This is a genomic window from Vibrio sp. Isolate24 (genome assembly GCF_022398215.1).
GTDB classification, from domain to species: Bacteria; Pseudomonadota; Gammaproteobacteria; order Enterobacterales; family Vibrionaceae; genus Vibrio; species Vibrio coralliilyticus_A.
On the sequence record NZ_JAKEUU010000001.1, the window covers coordinates 743,527 to 759,557 of the forward strand.

14 protein-coding genes are annotated in these 16,031 nt (G+C 43.9%); 4 read left to right on the forward strand and 10 right to left on the reverse strand.

The annotated features are described in order from the left end of the window. Window positions 1–36: 36 nt before the first annotated feature. The 3 genes from L1D23_RS03250 to L1D23_RS22200 all read right to left on the reverse strand — a co-directional run bounded on the left by L1D23_RS03250 (window position 37) and on the right by L1D23_RS22200 (window position 2,136). Window positions 37–1,299: a DEAD/DEAH box helicase gene (locus L1D23_RS03250; RefSeq protein ID WP_239864184.1), complete on the reverse strand. Its 1,263-nt coding sequence runs from the start codon at window positions 1,297–1,299 to the stop codon at window positions 37–39. A 36-nt stretch (window positions 1,300–1,335) separates the two neighbouring features. Then, the gene (locus tag L1D23_RS03255) at window positions 1,336–1,911 is read right to left on the reverse strand and encodes an ACP phosphodiesterase (RefSeq protein WP_239864185.1); all 576 of its coding nucleotides are present in this window, start codon (window positions 1,909–1,911) and stop codon (window positions 1,336–1,338) included. 102 nt (window positions 1,912–2,013) lie between these two features. Further along, on the reverse strand, window positions 2,014–2,136 hold the full coding sequence (locus L1D23_RS22200) for a hypothetical protein (RefSeq protein ID WP_006960927.1): 123 nt from the start codon (window positions 2,134–2,136) through the stop codon (window positions 2,014–2,016). 355 nt (window positions 2,137–2,491) lie between these two features. Here L1D23_RS22200 and L1D23_RS03260 point away from each other — a divergent pair, with 355 nt between their 5' ends. Continuing rightward, window positions 2,492–3,694, forward strand: a complete 1,203-nt coding sequence (locus tag L1D23_RS03260; RefSeq protein WP_239864186.1) for an aromatic amino acid transporter — start codon at window positions 2,492–2,494, stop codon at window positions 3,692–3,694. 160 nt (window positions 3,695–3,854) lie between these two features. Here L1D23_RS03260 and L1D23_RS03265 read toward each other — a convergent pair whose 3' ends face one another. The 3 genes from L1D23_RS03265 to L1D23_RS03275 are packed head-to-tail and all read right to left on the reverse strand — an operon-like array spanning window position 3,855 to window position 5,197. Further along, entirely contained in the window at window positions 3,855–4,268 is a 414-nt protein-coding gene (locus L1D23_RS03265) for a GFA family protein (protein ID WP_239864188.1), read from the reverse strand. 19 nt (window positions 4,269–4,287) lie between these two features. Continuing rightward, window positions 4,288–4,683 (reverse strand): GFA family protein, encoded by a 396-nt coding sequence (locus tag L1D23_RS03270; RefSeq protein WP_239864190.1) that lies wholly within the window; start codon window positions 4,681–4,683, stop codon window positions 4,288–4,290. A gap of 10 nt (window positions 4,684–4,693) precedes the next feature. Beyond that, window positions 4,694–5,197 carry a GNAT family N-acetyltransferase gene (locus L1D23_RS03275; RefSeq protein ID WP_239835182.1) on the reverse strand — a complete coding sequence of 168 codons (504 nt, stop codon included), beginning with the start codon at window positions 5,195–5,197 and terminating at the stop codon, window positions 4,694–4,696. Window positions 5,198–5,408: 211 nt separating this feature from the next. Here L1D23_RS03275 and L1D23_RS03280 point away from each other — a divergent pair, with 211 nt between their 5' ends. Further along, complete coding sequence (locus L1D23_RS03280) at window positions 5,409–6,716, forward strand: D-serine ammonia-lyase (RefSeq protein WP_239864192.1); 1,308 nt, start codon at window positions 5,409–5,411, stop codon at window positions 6,714–6,716. Between the two features lie 86 nt (window positions 6,717–6,802). On the opposite strand, the gene L1D23_RS03285 is transcribed toward L1D23_RS03280, so the two are convergent. From L1D23_RS03285 to L1D23_RS03295, 3 genes are all read right to left on the reverse strand, one after another. Further along, the gene (locus L1D23_RS03285; protein WP_239864194.1) at window positions 6,803–9,955 is read right to left on the reverse strand and encodes a multidrug efflux RND transporter permease subunit; all 3,153 of its coding nucleotides are present in this window, start codon (window positions 9,953–9,955) and stop codon (window positions 6,803–6,805) included. A gap of 10 nt (window positions 9,956–9,965) precedes the next feature. Next, complete coding sequence (locus L1D23_RS03290; protein WP_239864196.1) at window positions 9,966–11,084, reverse strand: efflux RND transporter periplasmic adaptor subunit; 1,119 nt, start codon at window positions 11,082–11,084, stop codon at window positions 9,966–9,968. A 103-nt stretch (window positions 11,085–11,187) separates the two neighbouring features. Further along, window positions 11,188–11,748, reverse strand: a complete 561-nt coding sequence (locus L1D23_RS03295) for a GNAT family N-acetyltransferase (RefSeq protein WP_239864198.1) — start codon at window positions 11,746–11,748, stop codon at window positions 11,188–11,190. 264 nt (window positions 11,749–12,012) lie between these two features. Here L1D23_RS03295 and L1D23_RS03300 point away from each other — a divergent pair, with 264 nt between their 5' ends. Then, a complete protein-coding gene (locus L1D23_RS03300) occupies window positions 12,013–13,140 on the forward strand; it encodes a fatty acid desaturase (protein ID WP_239835187.1) in 1,128 nt (375 codons plus the stop codon). Window positions 13,141–13,484: 344 nt separating this feature from the next. Here L1D23_RS03300 and L1D23_RS03305 read toward each other — a convergent pair whose 3' ends face one another. Further along, the gene (locus tag L1D23_RS03305) at window positions 13,485–15,062 is read right to left on the reverse strand and encodes a BCCT family transporter (protein WP_239835188.1); all 1,578 of its coding nucleotides are present in this window, start codon (window positions 15,060–15,062) and stop codon (window positions 13,485–13,487) included. A gap of 414 nt (window positions 15,063–15,476) precedes the next feature. Here L1D23_RS03305 and L1D23_RS03310 point away from each other — a divergent pair, with 414 nt between their 5' ends. Further along, window positions 15,477–15,953: a MarR family transcriptional regulator gene (locus L1D23_RS03310; RefSeq protein ID WP_239835189.1), complete on the forward strand. Its 477-nt coding sequence runs from the start codon at window positions 15,477–15,479 to the stop codon at window positions 15,951–15,953. Window positions 15,954–16,031 lie beyond the last annotated feature (78 nt).

Genomic DNA, 16,031 nt, shown 5'->3' on the forward strand with positions numbered 1-16,031 from the left:
AAAGCGCTTCATAACGAAGCGCTTTTTTATTCGAGCTTATTTCTTCTTGCCACGATACGCGTGGATCTTCAGCTTTGCTTTCATTTTTCTCTTTTCTGAGGAACGGCTTTGTCGCCTTCCACCTCGCTCTCTTTCAGATTCCACTGGCTCATTCAAGCTAGGCTCAAAACCTTCTAACCACTCTTGGGGCAAACGTGAATCCAACAGCCGCTCTATTGCCTCTAATAAATACTCTTCATCTTTGCTCATAAGAGAGACAGCAAGTCCCTCTTTACCCGCGCGACCTGTTCTCCCAATACGATGGACATAATCTTCAGCTTTATAGGGCATATCAAAGTTAACCACTTGTTCCAACTGACTAATATCTAATCCTCGCGCAGCTACATCTGTGGCGATCAGAGCTCTGATGGCTCCAGATTTAAAATCATCCAACGCTTTTTGACGAGCACCTTGGCTTTTATCTCCGTTGATTGATGCTGCTTTAATACCATCCAACTTGAGCTCTTTTGCCAGCGCGTCACTACCCTGTTTAGTCTTCGTAAAGACCAAAACCTGTTGCCAATTTCGTGAACCGATGAGATACGCCAGCAGCTCAGCCTTTCGCTTCTTGTCGACAGGATAAACCATTTGTTTAACGGTCTCGGCAGTACTATTTGAAGGTGTGACTTGGATTTCAACAGGGTCGTTCATTAGCTTGTAGGCAATGGTTTTAATACGCTGATCAAAAGTGGCGGAAAAGAATAAAGTCTGACGTTCAGGCTTAAGCTTTTTCAATATTCGTTGAATATCAGGCATGAACCCCATATCCAACATTCGGTCTGCTTCATCCAATACCAAGTAGTCTGTTTTTCTGAGATTGATATTTTTACAGTAAAGGTGATCCAATAAGCGTCCAGGCGTTGCAATCAAAACATCGCAGCCTTGTCTTAAGTTTTGCGTCTGAACATTCATACTAGTCCCCCCATAGGCGGTCACAATGTCGAGTTCAGTTGTACTCGCATAAGCCATTAAGCTGTCAAATACTTGCTGCGCCAGTTCACGTGTCGGCACCACGACTAGGGCCAAAACGTCATTCGATTGTGGATCACGAACCGTTTGTTCATTCAGTAATTTGCTTAACAGCGGCAATCCAAACGCGGCTGTTTTCCCCGTTCCGGTTTGTGCTCCGGCAAGGATGTCTTTCCCCTCAAGTACATGAGGAATCGCTTGCTCCTGAATAGGTGTAGGTGTGTTAAAACCTAATCTCTCTACGGAAGAAATAAGTGTTTGAGGCAGGCCAAGCTGTTTAAATGAGGACATGGTGACTTTCCAAGTGAAACTGGGCTGCCGATTCTATCAGAATCTTTTTGCAGCGTTTAGTATCTCTGGGTACAAGCTATGGAAAATTTCTTTCAATGGTTGATAACGCTGATCTAACGTAGCAAAACAACGTGATAACTCCCCCATTCTTGGTGAGCGAGTCGACATTCTTTGCAGAGCGTACTCGATGTTCTCAAGTTCCTGATAGGATTCAAGCCACCGGCCTTGCCACATCGCTTGGCTGACTATGACAAAACGCTCAGGCAGTACTTCTGGGGACTCTATTCGCACCACACGCTCTGCATCATCACAGAAATCTTTCAATCTGTGCTTATGGTATCGCGGCCACTCTGAAGCAAGGCAATGATCCCAAAACAAATCCAGTGCAATGCCTGAAAAGCGTCGGCTTTTGCCGCCAAAGTATTGCCTTGCTTGTCGCATAAGAGCGTGGCTGTCTGTCGTACTGTCAACAAATCGATGAAGCTTGATGCCTTGAACTATGCGTGGTGAATACCGATGTGTAGGGTTCCCCTTGACAAAGTCTCCAAGCAAATTCCCTAATAAACTCGACTGGCAATGCTGAGCAATATGGAGGTGGGCAAGATAATTCATGACTCTGCTTTGTTGGATACGTTAACTCCATAAAAGCACAAAGCCAGCGCATTTGCACTGGCTCTTTCTGTAATCAACTTGAGTGTTGATTTAAACGAACGATTATTTATTGAAGATTTCTTCAGCTAGCTCTTCGATTGACTGCTCATAATCTGACAGTTCAAAACCAATCTCCATAGCATCCAGCAATTCAAGGCACTCTTCGTTCAATGTTTGGTCACTCATTCTGACCTCCTTAATAGCAAACAATTTTATAGACCTGTTTTCAAGTCTCAACATGAATATAAGGCCTATTGCTCCTTTTTAAACCACTTATATGACAGTTTTTTGAAAGAACAAAGTAAATAATCATAGTGATATGAGTTTTATCGCAAGTAATCGTTTGCATCTTTATTACACAGATTCAACCACCAATAATGTATAAAAAAACTTACATCAATGGATATATATATGTACAAATCACTTGAAATGCTCTCTTAAATTCTACAAAATGGCTAAATACTAGTTTTTCAATAATGAAATTGGTGCTTAACATAGTTTTTAGCACTAAGTCACCTCAAAAACGTAAAGAATAACGTACATGACTAATTCAAAAGTTCTGGGTAGCACTTTGATCATCGCAGGCACGACAATCGGTGCTGGAATGCTCGCTCTACCACTTGCTTCTGCTGGAATCGGCTTTGCTACCTCTCTAATCATTATGGTCGCGCTTTGGGCATTAATGGCTTATACCGCTCTCTTGATGGTGGAACTCCACCAGCACGCTGATTCAAGTGCGACTTTACACACTCTTGCAAAGCAGTTCCTTGGGCAAAAAGGTAAGTGGGTTGCCAGCTTTTCTATGCTGTTTCTGTTTTACTCACTTTGTGCTGCGTACATTGCAGGTGGCGGGGCTCAATTTGGCGAGCGTCTTGCGCAGTTCACTGGCCTTGAAATCACAGGGACAGCATCAACGGTGATCTTCACCATTGTAGTCGCTTCAGTCGTTACCATAGGTACGAGTACCGTCGATAAAGTGAATCGTGTTTTATTCACAATCAAACTTGTCACGATGGCAATGGTGCTGACATTTCTTGTACCAAACGTAACAGAGTCATACCTGCTTAGTATGCCTATTGAACAAGGACTTATCGTCGCATCTATCCCTGTTATTTTTACATCATTCGGTTTTCATGGAAGCATTCCCGCTATCGTCAACTACCTTGATGGGAATACCCCATCACTGCGTAAGGCAATTGTAATCGGCTCTTCTATCCCATTGGTCATTTATGTCTTTTGGCAAATCGTTACACTGGGTGTAGTTAGTCAGGATGCACTGGTGGACAACCAAGGCTTAAGTGGGCTGATTTCGACACTGTCGAATAAAGTCCACCAATCAGGTCTTGGTCAGACTATCGGTGTATTTGCGGATTTAGCGCTGTTAACTTCTTTCCTCGGTGTCAGCTTAGGGTTATTTGAGTTCTTGGGAGACAGCTTCAAGAAGAAAAACGCTTCTAGTCGCATCGTCGTTGGTGCTATTACCTTTGTCCCGCCAATGGGCTTCGCACTGTTCTACCCACAAGGCTTTATTATGGCTCTTGGATACGCAGCGATTGCGCTAGCCATTCTAGCCATATTCCTGCCTATTATGATGGTGAAGAAAGCTCGTGTTGCTGAGGATACTCAAGGTGGCTACCAAGTGTTTGGTGGTACAGCAGGTTTGATGATCAGCGGTACAATTGGCTTTGTAATTGTGGCAGCCCAACTGCTCATTACCATGGGCGTTCTGCCGTCACTTGGCTAAACGCTCTGTCAATTTCTAAAGGAAATTTTAGCTTTCTCTTCACATAAAATCCCCAAGCATTGGCTTGGGGATTTTTAGCTCACTGAGTACTGTGACTTCACATTCAGCATCTGAATTCGTTCATAGATAAGAAAGCAGGTAAATGAGCACAGCTTCGGAATTAAGGCTGCTTATCAAAACATGCAACGCCCTTGGGAATGTGCACCCAATCTTGCTTTTCACTTAGCCAAACATGCATTTCTGGCTCAAAGATAGCGTTATATTCGGCACCTACAGGTTTCAGCTTGAGTTTAATGGTCGCCATATCATCTGGGTTGTAGTGGTAAACACGATTGCCACATCCCTGACAAAATTTGGCAAAGTTTTTGTTGCCACTCTCAGCGATGCGATGCCATTCACTCAACTCCCCCTTGAACTTGATATCTTGGGTTCTAACCATTGCCGTCACACTGTATGGGCTAGTCGATAACTTTTGACATTCTTGGCAATGACAGGCGATGACCTTTAAAGGCGCAGCGCTAAGCTGGTAAGAAACCTGCCCACACTGACAAGATGCATTGATTGGAAAGTTCATGATAGTTCCTCATTTTATGTTATCGATCAGCCGGATGATTAACCCCATCGTGAGTGACAATCTCACCTAATTCAAAGGGGTTCACACCTTCTAAGCACCCTACATTGAACCCATATTCAGATGGGTCTGAGCGACGCTGATGGTGGGTGTAAATTCCGCACTCAGAGCAAAAGTAGTGTTTTGCCGTCCCCGTATTAAACTGATAAAGCTTTAGCAGCTCTTGCCCTTTCACTATTCGGATCCCATTGAGCTTCACCGACGCAACAATCGCCCCTTTTCTTCTGCAAATCGAACAGTCGCAGCGCCGAGGTTTATCGATACCCAAGGGAAGGTGTAGCTCCATTTCAACCTTGCCACAGTGGCAAGTCGCTTTATGATACTCTTTGATCGTGGTTTGACCTACTTGTTTAATCATTCATTGCTCCTCAAGTGATACGTAACTGAAATTCAATACAGTCTATAGGCTCTCCATTCATCTCTGCGTAATGATTTACTACCTTATTCTGCTTGAACCCATTAGCTATCAATACCTTCTGAGACGCTACGTTCTCAGTCGACGCATAGGCGATCAACGTCTTCACTCCGATTTCTTCAACAACTTGAATAATGTTGGACACTGCGAATTTTGCTACACCACGGTTCGTAAAAGATTTACCCACACGATAGCCAAGATGTGCAACCTTTTTTCGGCGGTTAATATTGGATACATTCACGCGTCCGAGAATTTCACCATCCTCAACAATCAGCATCGGAATCAGTGTCTTCGCAGTAAATTCAAGCAGGAACATCTGGATGTGTTCTTGAACACCTTTCTGTGAGTAAAAATCTATCTCGCGAGGAGGGATGTTGGCTTCAAACCATTCTCTGTTTTGAAGCTCGAACTCAAGAAGTTTCTCCCTGTGACCTTCTTTAAGTAATTCAAGCTGCATATCAAGTCCTTTATGGTTAATGCCTGCAACCAATATATCGCTCGATATTAGTTAATCCCATGTTTATATTAGTATTTTGTTAATCATGTACAAAAAAGTTTGCCCATCCTATTTCGACAGCATCATTCACACTCAGTGAAAAAGTATTATTTGCCAGCCAAAGAGTTCAAGCGTTACATTGAGTCATGATTTCTTACCTGTTGATTGCTCTATGGATGACCTCTTAGTTCAGTACCCTCTCATTAACCGTTTAACTCAATATGAAGAAACGAGCTGGTTTAACCCCAATATCACCAGCACAAAAGAAGCCCTTCCCTTTGTAGGTTTAACACAATCAGATTTACTGGATGCTTCACAGCGATTACAACGCTTTGCCCCTTATTTAGCGAAAGTCTTTCCTGAAACAGCCAAGACTAATGGCATTATCGAATCCCCCATTCGTGAAATCCCTGCCATGAAGTCTCAGTTGGAAGCGACTTATCAAACCCAGATTGCTGGTCAACTCTTGATGAAGATGGATAGCCATTTACCCATTTCAGGCTCGGTCAAAGCAAGGGGTGGTATCTATGAAGTCTTGACCCATGCCGAGCAACTCGCCATAAGTCATTGTTTACTCGGTAAAGATGAAAATTACCAAACACTCGATACTCAACCATTACGCGACTTCTTCTCTCGTTTTAGTATTGCCGTTGGCTCGACAGGGAATCTGGGACTGTCCATCGGTATCATGAGTGCTCGCCTAGGCTTTCAAGTCACTGTGCACATGTCATCAGATGCAAGAGAATGGAAGAAGACAAAGCTTCGAGAAGATGGTGTGACTGTACGAGAATATGATAGCGACTACGGCGTTGCCGTCGAACAAGGACGCTTGGAAGCCGAGCAAGATCCCAATTGCTTTTTCATTGATGACGAAAACTCCAAAACACTGTTTCTTGGCTACTCGGTAGCGGGTGAAAGGGTCAAAAAGCAATTTGAAAATATGAATATTCATGTCGATGAACAGCACCCTTTATTTGTCTACTTGCCTTGCGGTGTCGGTGGAGGCCCCGGAGGGGTGGCTTTTGGCCTTAAGTTGGCATTTGGCGATCATGTGCACTGCATTTTTGCAGAGCCAACACACTCGCCATGTATGTTACTCGGAGTACATACTGGGCTACACGATCAAATTTCCGTTCAAGACATCGGTCTAGACAATATCACCGCAGCGGATGGTTTGGCAGTTGGCAGAGCATCTGGGTTCGTCGGTAGAGCAATGGAGCGCATGATCGATGGCTACTACACTGTTGCGGACGATACACTTTTCGCACAGTTAAAGCTGCTAAAGAAAACAGAGGGCATTGAACTTGAACCTTCTGCGCTCGCTGGCATGAAAGGCCCAATCATTGCTTGCAAGGATCGCGAGTATTTGGCTCGATTGAGCTTATCTGAATCCGCTTTGGGAAACGCGACTCATCTCGTCTGGGCAACAGGTGGCGGTATGGTTCCACAACATGAGATGGACAAATACCTCACAGAGTAAATACCTATAACGACACTGGAATTTTAAGACTAATATCAAAAATCCCCTTAGCTTCTGCTAAGGGGATTTTGCATTATTTCGTTGGCTTACTCATCATCTAAGGGAAGCCGTTTAGTATTACCACCATGGACTTTTTCACGTTGACGCTGAACAAGCGCGTAAAAGCCTGGGATCAAGAAGGTTCCCGCAAGCAAAACACACAGCAGACCGCCAATGAGAGAGATACCCAATGAGTTTTGACTTACATGCCCTGTTCCCGCAGCAAAAATTAACGGGAAGATACCCAGAATAAACGACCAAGATGTCATATTCACTGCCCTAAATCGCAGTTTTCCCCCCTTCACGGCAGCCTCGGCAATTGGCGCATCTTTATCTTCTCGTTCAACTTTTGCAAATTCAACAATCAAAATTGCGTTCTTAGCTGCGAGAGCGATCAAGAGAACCAAACCTATCTGAGCATAGAGGTTAAGTGGTGTTCCAGTCAGGTTCAGAGCTAAGAACGATCCTAAAGTAGCGATTGGCACCACCAGAATGATAGCTAGAGGAATACTCCAACTTTCATACTGCGCTACCATAAACAGGTAAATAAAAATCAAAGCCAGCGCAAAGGCAAATATTGCTTGGTTGCCTGCAAGCACTTCCTGATAAGCCATCCCCGTCCATTCGTACTGATAGCCTTGAGGCAATATCTCAGCCGCGACACGTTCCATGGCTTCAATTGCATCACCGCTTGAGTACCCCGGGGCAGGTTGCCCCTGAATAATCGCACTTCGATACATATTATAACGCCATGCCACATCCGGCTCGAATATCTGCTCATAGCTTACTAATGTACTGAGTGGAATCATCTCTCCAGCTGACGAGCGCACGTGAAAGCGCTCTAAATCTTCCATTCCTGTGCGGTACTCTGCATCCGCCTGCATCGTCACGCGGAAGTTCTTACCAAACATCGTAAAGTCATTGACATATAGCGACCCTAAGTTGCCCTGTAGCGTTTGAAAAATGCTCGATAGTGGAATCCCAAGTTGCTGAGCCTTCTCTCGATCAATATCAACGTAGTAATGTGGAACGTTAGCTCGGAACGTACTAAAGCTACGTGCAATTTCCGGTTGTTTATTCGCTTCAGCAATGACTTGATCCATCACAACAGCAAGATCACTGCGACTTCTGCCAAGCGTATCTTCTAAGACGAATTCAAATCCAGATGCAGCTCCCATCCCCGGCACTGCAGGCGGGCCCATAGCAAAAACTACCGCTTGCGGAAGCTCAACTACAGATCGACCATTGATTCTGTTGGCGATGGCAGCCGCCGAGTGTTCTCCATCCAGCCCATTTCGAGTCTCCCAATCATGAAGTTTGATAAAGAGCGACGCCCCATTGGAAGCGGCGGCTCCCGTCATGAATGAGTACCCATTCGCGACCGTGATACCGTCAATGCCCGGCTCCTGTTCAATCATCTTAGCCAATTGAGCCGTTGTAGACTCAGTGCGGGATAATGATGCAGAATCAGGAAGTTGAACGTTAACAAGCAAAATACCTTTATCTTCCTGAGGTACAAAAGCTGTAGACGTTGTTTTGGCGAAGAAACTCACAGCTGCTACTGCAACAACGAAAAACACCACCAGCAATAGTGACTTCTTGACCAGATAGCCGGCAATTTGACCGTAGCGTGTGGTTATTCGCTCAAGGCCACTATTAAATGCCTTAAACCAGCGTGCCGTATTGCCACCACCTTGTTTTAGTACTAAAGAGCAAAGTGCAGGAGATAATGTCAAAGCATTGATCGATGAAATAACCACAGAGATACAAATCGTGAGTGCAAACTGGCGATACATGATGCCAGTTATTCCCGGAAGCATCGCCACAGGAAGGAAAACAGCGAGAAGCACGAGTGTTGAGGTAATGATAGGCCCCGTCACCTCTTTCATCGCTATCAATGTTGCTTTACGTGGACTAATGGACGGATCTTTCGCCATTGTTGTATCAACGTTTTCAATCACCAGAATAGCGTCATCAACCACAATACCAATTGCCAATATTAATCCAAACAGCGTTACTGTATTTATCGTGAAACCCGTTAACTGCATGATGGCAAAAGTACCTATCAGAGAGACCGGGATAGCAATAACCGGTATTAACGTGGCGCGAGCACTACCAAGGAACAAATAGGTGACGGCAATAACCAGCAAAATCGCTTCGACTAAGGTTTTGACTACGCCTTTAATCGACTCCGCAACGAACACTGTAGTGTCATAGCTCGTCTCGTAAGCCATTCCTTCTGGGAAGTTAGCGCTGAGACTATTAAGTAGCTCCATCACCGCCCTTCCACTTTCTAGGGCATTCGCATCAGACTGGAGTGACAGCGTCACTATCGACGCATCCTGTCCGCGGAATTTTCCAGTCCCGTCATAGAATTTTTTGCCTAGCTCTACCCGTGCAATGTCTTTAAGGTAGACCGTTGAGCCATCACTATTGGCTCGTAATACAACGTTCTCAAATTCATCAACACTTTCCAATCGACCTTTAGTCACAAGGTTAAACTGCACTTCTTGCGCGGTGCTGTAAGGCGCTGAACCAACTCGTCCTGCTGCAACCTGAACATTTTGCTCTGCCAAAGCAGAGTGAACATCACTGGTGGTTAAATTCAGATTTGCCATTTTCTCTGGGTCAAGCCAGACACGCATAGCAAACTCACCACCACCTAATACGTTAACTTCACTGATCCCTTTAACACGCGCTAGCTGGTCTTTCAGATTCAAGTTCACATAGTTGATTAAAAACTGATCATTGTACTTACCATTTGGTGAGTAAAAGTTCAGAACCATCAAAAGGTCCGGTGAACGCTTTTTGACAGTCACCCCAACCATACGCACTTCCTGAGGCAGCTTCGACTCGATCTGTGCGACTCGATTCTGAACATTGACTTGCGCCATATCTGGATCAGTACCAACATCGAATGTAACGTTGAGGTTATACGAACCGTCATTGGCACTTTTCGAAGACATATAAATCATGTTTTCAACACCATTGACGGATGTTTCTATTGGGTCAGCGATCGCCTGTTCAACCGCTTCGGCACTCGCACCGGTGTAGAAAGCGCTAACACTCACTGACGGCGGGCTAATCTTTGGGTATTCAGCAATAGGTAAAACGGCGAGCGATATTGCTCCAGCCAGAGTCAATATAATTGAGATGACCAGCGCAAATTTTGGACGCTGGATAAAGAAACGACTTAACATTTAAGCTCCTCTACTCAACGTCTGTGTTTTCATTTATGCGCACAGGGGCACCATTACGAACTCGCTGTAAGCCCTGAGTGATCACTTGATCTCCAATACTCACCCCACTGGTCACGATAATACCCTCTTCTAGTTGGCGACCCAGCTCAACATTACGGCGCTCAGCAATATTGCCTTCAGCTACTACCATAACAAAGTTTCCTTCCAAGTCGGTTTGCACCGCTCGGCGTGGAACCACAACCACATCTGTCGGTTGCTTTTCTCTAAGCTCAACACGGATATGCTGGCCAGGTAAGAGACGATAATCTGGGTTAGGGACTTGAGCACGCATAGCGATAGTGCCCGTGTTTAAATCAATGCGATTGCCAAGGAAATCTAGCTGACCCAAATGTTCAAAATGCTGACCATTCTCTAATACAACTTGCACTTCAACCACATCAGCAGAACCGTCACCTTTCATACGGTCTATACCCATTTCTAAACGCTCTCGCTCACTGATGCTAAAACGAGTATGCACTGGGTCTAAACTGACTAGTGTGGTTAGAATACCTGACTGAGGCGAAACCAAATCGCCCGTACTGACCTTGCTTTGACTGATACGACCAGAAAATGGCGCACGGATCTGCGTGTAAGACAAATTAACCTTGGCTAAATTTAACTGAGCATTACCCGCTTCAACTTGGGCTTTTGCGCCTAATAGCGCAGCATTGAGATTGTCGAATTCAGATTGAGAGATGCTGCCTTTGGGTAAAAGATTTTTTCCTCGTTGAAAGTCTAACTCAGCTTTTTTAAGTTCAGCATTAGCTTGTGCTAATGCTGCTTTTGCGCTGGCGACCTGAGCTTCAAACGAAGAAGGTTCAATAGTGAAGAGTAGCTGGCCTTTTTCAACCATCTGACCTTCTTCAAAATGACGGGATTTAAGATAACCGGTAACTTGTGCAGTAATATTTGTGTCTTCTACCGCTTCGACTCGCCCGATATAAGATTTGCTTTGCTGATAAGGAATAACCGATGTTTGCTCCGTGACGACAAGCGATGCTGGCATGTGTTTCTGTCCCTGATTTTGCTCCCCACATCCTGAAAGAAGTATCGCACTGGATAGTGCCGTAACTAGTAACGTTTTTTTCATTGAATAGACCGCTAGGTAAATTGAGAAAACAGGCTGCCGCCAAAGTACCTAACGATCTTGTGGGTATTGTCCGAGAATTATCAGGAGAACAGGCTTATGTGTTTCAACCTGTTACGACTTCTGTCGGAGTGTAACTTTGAATACTTTCAAGCAAATCAGCGCCAGATTTCCAAGCATAAACTAGCTCAGGGGTCTGGCTACCACATGGAGCATTCCATAAACGCTCCTCAACCAACTGACCATCAATACGCTCATAGAAGTCTACCGCTTGTTGATTGCCTTTGATGACTTCAAGATAAACACCATTATCCGGAAAGTGTTGAGTAATCCACTTTGCCATCTCTACGATAAGCTTCACGCCTAGCCCACGGCCACGATAATTATCATCAATATGTAACGCATCGATGATAGTGCCTTTTTCAAAGTCATGATTGCCAAAAGCACAGATAAAGCCACAGAGTAGTCCCCCTTCTTCCAACAAAAGAACGTGTTGGTTGAACGGAGGGTTGATCAATCTCGTCTGCCAAATAGCCATTCGTTCATCCTGAACTTCATTTTTGAGATAATCATCAGCAAGAAGCCCTTGGTAGAATGTCTTCCAACTTTGCGTATGCAGAGTGGCTATTCGCTCGTAGTCACTATATTCAGCTACTTTTAATTCCATTTGTAGTTCCTTATTACTTCCTGTAAGGATTGCTTATCTCTTCATACTATAAAACATTTAACTAAAAGCCAATCGTACTACGAGGATTCTAAGAATAATCCCCGCTAATCAGCTCAATTCCCCTTAAACTTATTTATTGATGATATTGTTATAAATTCTGACAATTAACCCTTCACTGAACTCACACGACATCTAACTTTCATTTGACTTACACATGTACGCTGATATTCTGGCGCACATCTGTTAGCTGAATGGAAATTTGAAATGTCTTTAAAGGAAAAGCCACCGCTGATATGGCTTAATGTCATGCTTTTTCTCTCTAGTTTTATTGTGGCTACCGTTGTTGCACCTTGGTATGGCTTCAAATACGGATATGATGTGGAGCACTGGCTTTGGCTGTTGATAACTTTTTCCTTTTGTAACCTTTCAATCACCGCGGGCTATCACCGCTTGTGGTCCCACAAAACCTATGACGCTCATTGGTCGCTAAGACTGATCTTCGCTTTAGGTGGCGCGTTCGCTTTACAAAATAGTGCTCTACATTGGAGCTCAGACCATAGAGTCCACCATAAGCATGTCGACAACAATGATAAAGATCCATACTCCGCCAAACGTGGCTTCTGGTTCTCACATATTGGGTGGATGCTAAGACACTACAATCCAGCGACCTATTCTGATTACAGCAACTGTCGAGACTTACAAAAAGACAAAATTGTAATGTGGCAGCACAAACACTACCTGTTGCTTGCCATTGTTATGAATATCGGAGTACCACTGTTACTAGGTGTTCTCTATCAGGATATCTGGGGCATGTTACTAATGGTTTGTGTGGTACGTCTGGTGTTAAGCCATCACTCCACATTCTTTATCAACTCTCTGGCACACATTTGGGGATCGCAACCCTACACTGATAAGAACACAGCACGAGATAATGCAGTACTCGCAGTGTTCACATTTGGCGAGGGTTACCACAACTATCACCATATTTTTGAAAATGATTATCGCAATGGCATTCACTGGTGGCAGTACGATCCAACAAAGTGGCTTATCAAGTCTTGTTCATGGCTTGGACTAACCAAGAAGCTTCGTGTCACGCCCAAACTCAAAATAGAGAAAGCAATGGCAAAGCAAGACTTAGCCAAAGCATCTAAAAACGTCAGCAAACTTCCTAACGCCTCACTGCTTAATGAGGCGTTAAATAAAGAGTTTGATGCCCTAATGAACAAAATGTCCGACTACTACGAGCTGAAAAAAGAAATGCTTGAAAGTAAAAAGTGTGATTTAGCCAAAAAGTATGAACACTCCGTACTTAAAGTTCGCTATCAGCAAATGAAGCAAGAGCTTGAATCTCAGCGCAAAAGCTGGGAAATGTTAGTCGCACGTTACGCATAGACCCTTTCACAACCTCTAAGACACAATCCCTAAGATATCATTCTCGGGGATTGTCTATTCCCGCTCCACTCAATTCAATTGGCCCTCGTTTCAATCTCTTCGGAAGATTATATCCACCATTAACTCGCTATTTTGTCGCATATAGGCGGATTTCCATTTTCACTACTCTCATGTATTCAAAGTCAATAACGTCATCTTTATCAAACAAAGCCAACGGTTATTTGAAGCAGAAGCTTGCATCATTATAGTAATAACAACTTTGCATACTCCAATTAGAAAAGGCCTAGCTCGAAAGCTAGGCCTTTGTTAAATCATCGAAAGGGATGAAGTATCATCCCTTGCAATTAACGATCGTATTGTTCAGTGCGCATCCCCATCAGTAGGCTCACACACATCATTAATAGAACGAACGTGAAAGGTAATGCGGTTGAAATAGCCCCTGCCTGCAACGCTTGTACTGCTTCCGTACCACCAACCCATAGAAGTGCTACAGCAATAGCTCCTTCCATAAAGGCCCAGAATACACGCTGAAGAACAGGTGCATCCACTTTACCACCAGCAGTGATGCTATCAATAACAAGTGAACCAGAATCTGAAGAAGTGATGAAGAATACCAACACCAAAATAATAGCAATGATAGACAAAACAGTGCCAAATGGCAGTACATCAAACATCTGGAACATAGCCAATGAAACATCAGTCAGGCCGTTAGCACCAAGCTCACCAATATTGTTTACAACTTGGTCAATCGCAATGCCACCAAATACCGACATCCAAAGTAGCGTAACCACTGTTGGCACCAATAGTACCGCTGTCATGAATTCACGGACCGTACGGCCTTTAGAAACACGAGCAATGAACATACCAACGAATGGTGACCATGAAATCCACCAAGCCCAGTAGAATACTGTCCAACCTTGGAACCAAGCTTCATCTTCGCGGCCATGAGGATTACTCAGTGGAATGATGTTCTCGACGTAAGCCATCAAGGTCGTTCCAATATTACCAAATGCTACGGCATAACCTATCAGAGCAACTAAGATCAACAGCAGGAAAGCAACGATCATGTTAATGTTACTAATGACCTTGACGCCTCCATCAATACCGCGAACGACTGAAACTACCGCGAGCAAGGTTACAACCGTGATCACAATAATTTGTAGTCCCATGCCTGCGTCTAGACCAAAGACATGATGGATACCGCTTGCAGCCTGTTGAGCCCCTAGCCCTAGTGATGTTGCAAGACCAAACAATGTCGCCAATACTGCTAGAATATCAACCACATGCCCAGCCCAGCCCCAGGCACGGTCACCGAGGATTGGGTAGAAAATAGAACGGATAGAAAGTGGCAAACCTTTGTTGTAAGCAAAAAATGCCAGAGACAGAGCAACCACACCGTAAATAGCCCAAGGATGCAAACCCCAGTGGTACATCGTCGCGCCCATCGCCAGCTTAGCCGCTTCCGCAGTATTTGCTTCAACACCAAGAGGAGTTTCATACCAACCTGTAAAATACGCTACAGGCTCAGCAACACTCCAAAACATCAATCCGATACCCATACCGGCCGCAAACAGCATCGACAACCACGAGATAAACGAATAATCAGCAGTCGCATCTTGTCCGCCTAGGCGAATTTTACCTAGAGGGCTAACAATTAATGCCAAACAGAAAATAACAAAAATATTTCCTGACCAAATGAACAACCAGTCAAAGCTTCCGATGATTTGAAACTTTAAACCATCCAACATCGATTTTGCAGATTGAGCGTCCATCACAAGAACTGCAAATAGGAATAAACCAATAAATCCGGCACTTACTCCAAATACAGGGTTATGAACGTCAAACCCCCACTTCTGTACATTATCTTGACCGACAGTGTAATCGGTACTATCGATACTGTACTTATCAATACCTTTAGTCATCTTTCCTCTCTATGGATAAATACTCTTCCCTAATCCAGTCTTCAGATAGAAAATCGTTAGTGATAAAAACAATTTAGTCTATATCAAGACTTGATCAAATCACCACTATTGTACGCTGAGATACAAAACATTCCAGTAAATCACTCTCACTCGGCTACTTTTTCGGCAAACTAAGATTAAGTCGTCTATCATTTATACAACAATCAACAATCCATTAACAGGCACTAAATTCGACTTCTAAACATTTGAGAACATCACATTTACACTAGAAAATTTCTCGTCAACTCTCATAACTATCAATATCCTCATCAATATGAGAGTTAAGTATGAAATTTATGACTTTTCAGACTTCATTTTGCGAGAGTTTTCATGTATTTTTTCGCCTCCAAACGCTTCGCTCACTAAGGATTTACATTGGAAAAGCACGAAGAAGTTCTTATCTCTATTCGACAGATTATCCGCGCCATCGATCTGCACTCGAAAAGGCTAAGTAAAGAATCAGGCTTAACGGGCCCTCAACTGATTCTGATGCGCTCAATAAGAGAGCTGGGTGAAGTCACTATTCGCGAGCTTTCTAACCATACCAACATGAGTCAAGCAACAGCGACCACTATTCTAGACCGTTTAGAACGTCAAGAATTGGTTACACGCGTTCGCAGTGTGCAAGACAAACGAAAAGTGCATGCACACTTAACTGAAAAAGGTTCTGCGGTGCTTGCTCAAGCTCCAATGCCTCTACAGCAAAACTTCATTAACAAATTCCAGCACCTTGAAGAGTGGGAACAGTCCTTGTTACTTTCTTCTGTACAACGCATTTCATCTATGATGAATGCCGAAGATATTGATGTAGCACCGGTATTAGAGATCGGCAGTATCACCAAAGCCGAGTAACTTTCTATCGTAAAATTGATTTAGCAACACTTTAGACTTACTTTTTAGTAAAGGCGTAAAAACAGTCAAGGGTGTTGC

Coding starts and splice junctions, on each gene's coding strand:
- L1D23_RS03305 (WP_239835188.1), bottom strand. CDS start 15,062: ATGACTAAAGGTATTGATAAGTACAGTATCGATAGTACCGATTACACT.
- L1D23_RS03260 (WP_239864186.1), top strand. CDS start 2,492: ATGACTAATTCAAAAGTTCTGGGTAGCACTTTGATCATCGCAGGCACG.
- L1D23_RS03265 (WP_239864188.1), bottom strand. CDS start 4,268: ATGAACTTTCCAATCAATGCATCTTGTCAGTGTGGGCAGGTTTCTTAC.
- L1D23_RS03300 (WP_239835187.1), top strand. CDS start 12,013: ATGTCTTTAAAGGAAAAGCCACCGCTGATATGGCTTAATGTCATGCTT.
- L1D23_RS03295 (WP_239864198.1), bottom strand. CDS start 11,748: ATGGAATTAAAAGTAGCTGAATATAGTGACTACGAGCGAATAGCCACT.
- L1D23_RS03280 (WP_239864192.1), top strand. CDS start 5,409: ATGGATGACCTCTTAGTTCAGTACCCTCTCATTAACCGTTTAACTCAA.
- L1D23_RS03270 (WP_239864190.1), bottom strand. CDS start 4,683: ATGATTAAACAAGTAGGTCAAACCACGATCAAAGAGTATCATAAAGCG.
- L1D23_RS03255 (WP_239864185.1), bottom strand. CDS start 1,911: ATGAATTATCTTGCCCACCTCCATATTGCTCAGCATTGCCAGTCGAGT.
- L1D23_RS03275 (WP_239835182.1), bottom strand. CDS start 5,197: ATGCAGCTTGAATTACTTAAAGAAGGTCACAGGGAGAAACTTCTTGAG.
- L1D23_RS03285 (WP_239864194.1), bottom strand. CDS start 9,955: ATGTTAAGTCGTTTCTTTATCCAGCGTCCAAAATTTGCGCTGGTCATC.
- L1D23_RS03250 (WP_239864184.1), bottom strand. CDS start 1,299: ATGTCCTCATTTAAACAGCTTGGCCTGCCTCAAACACTTATTTCTTCC.
- L1D23_RS22200 (WP_006960927.1), bottom strand. CDS start 2,136: ATGAGTGACCAAACATTGAACGAAGAGTGCCTTGAATTGCTGGATGCT.
- L1D23_RS03290 (WP_239864196.1), bottom strand. CDS start 11,084: ATGAAAAAAACGTTACTAGTTACGGCACTATCCAGTGCGATACTTCTT.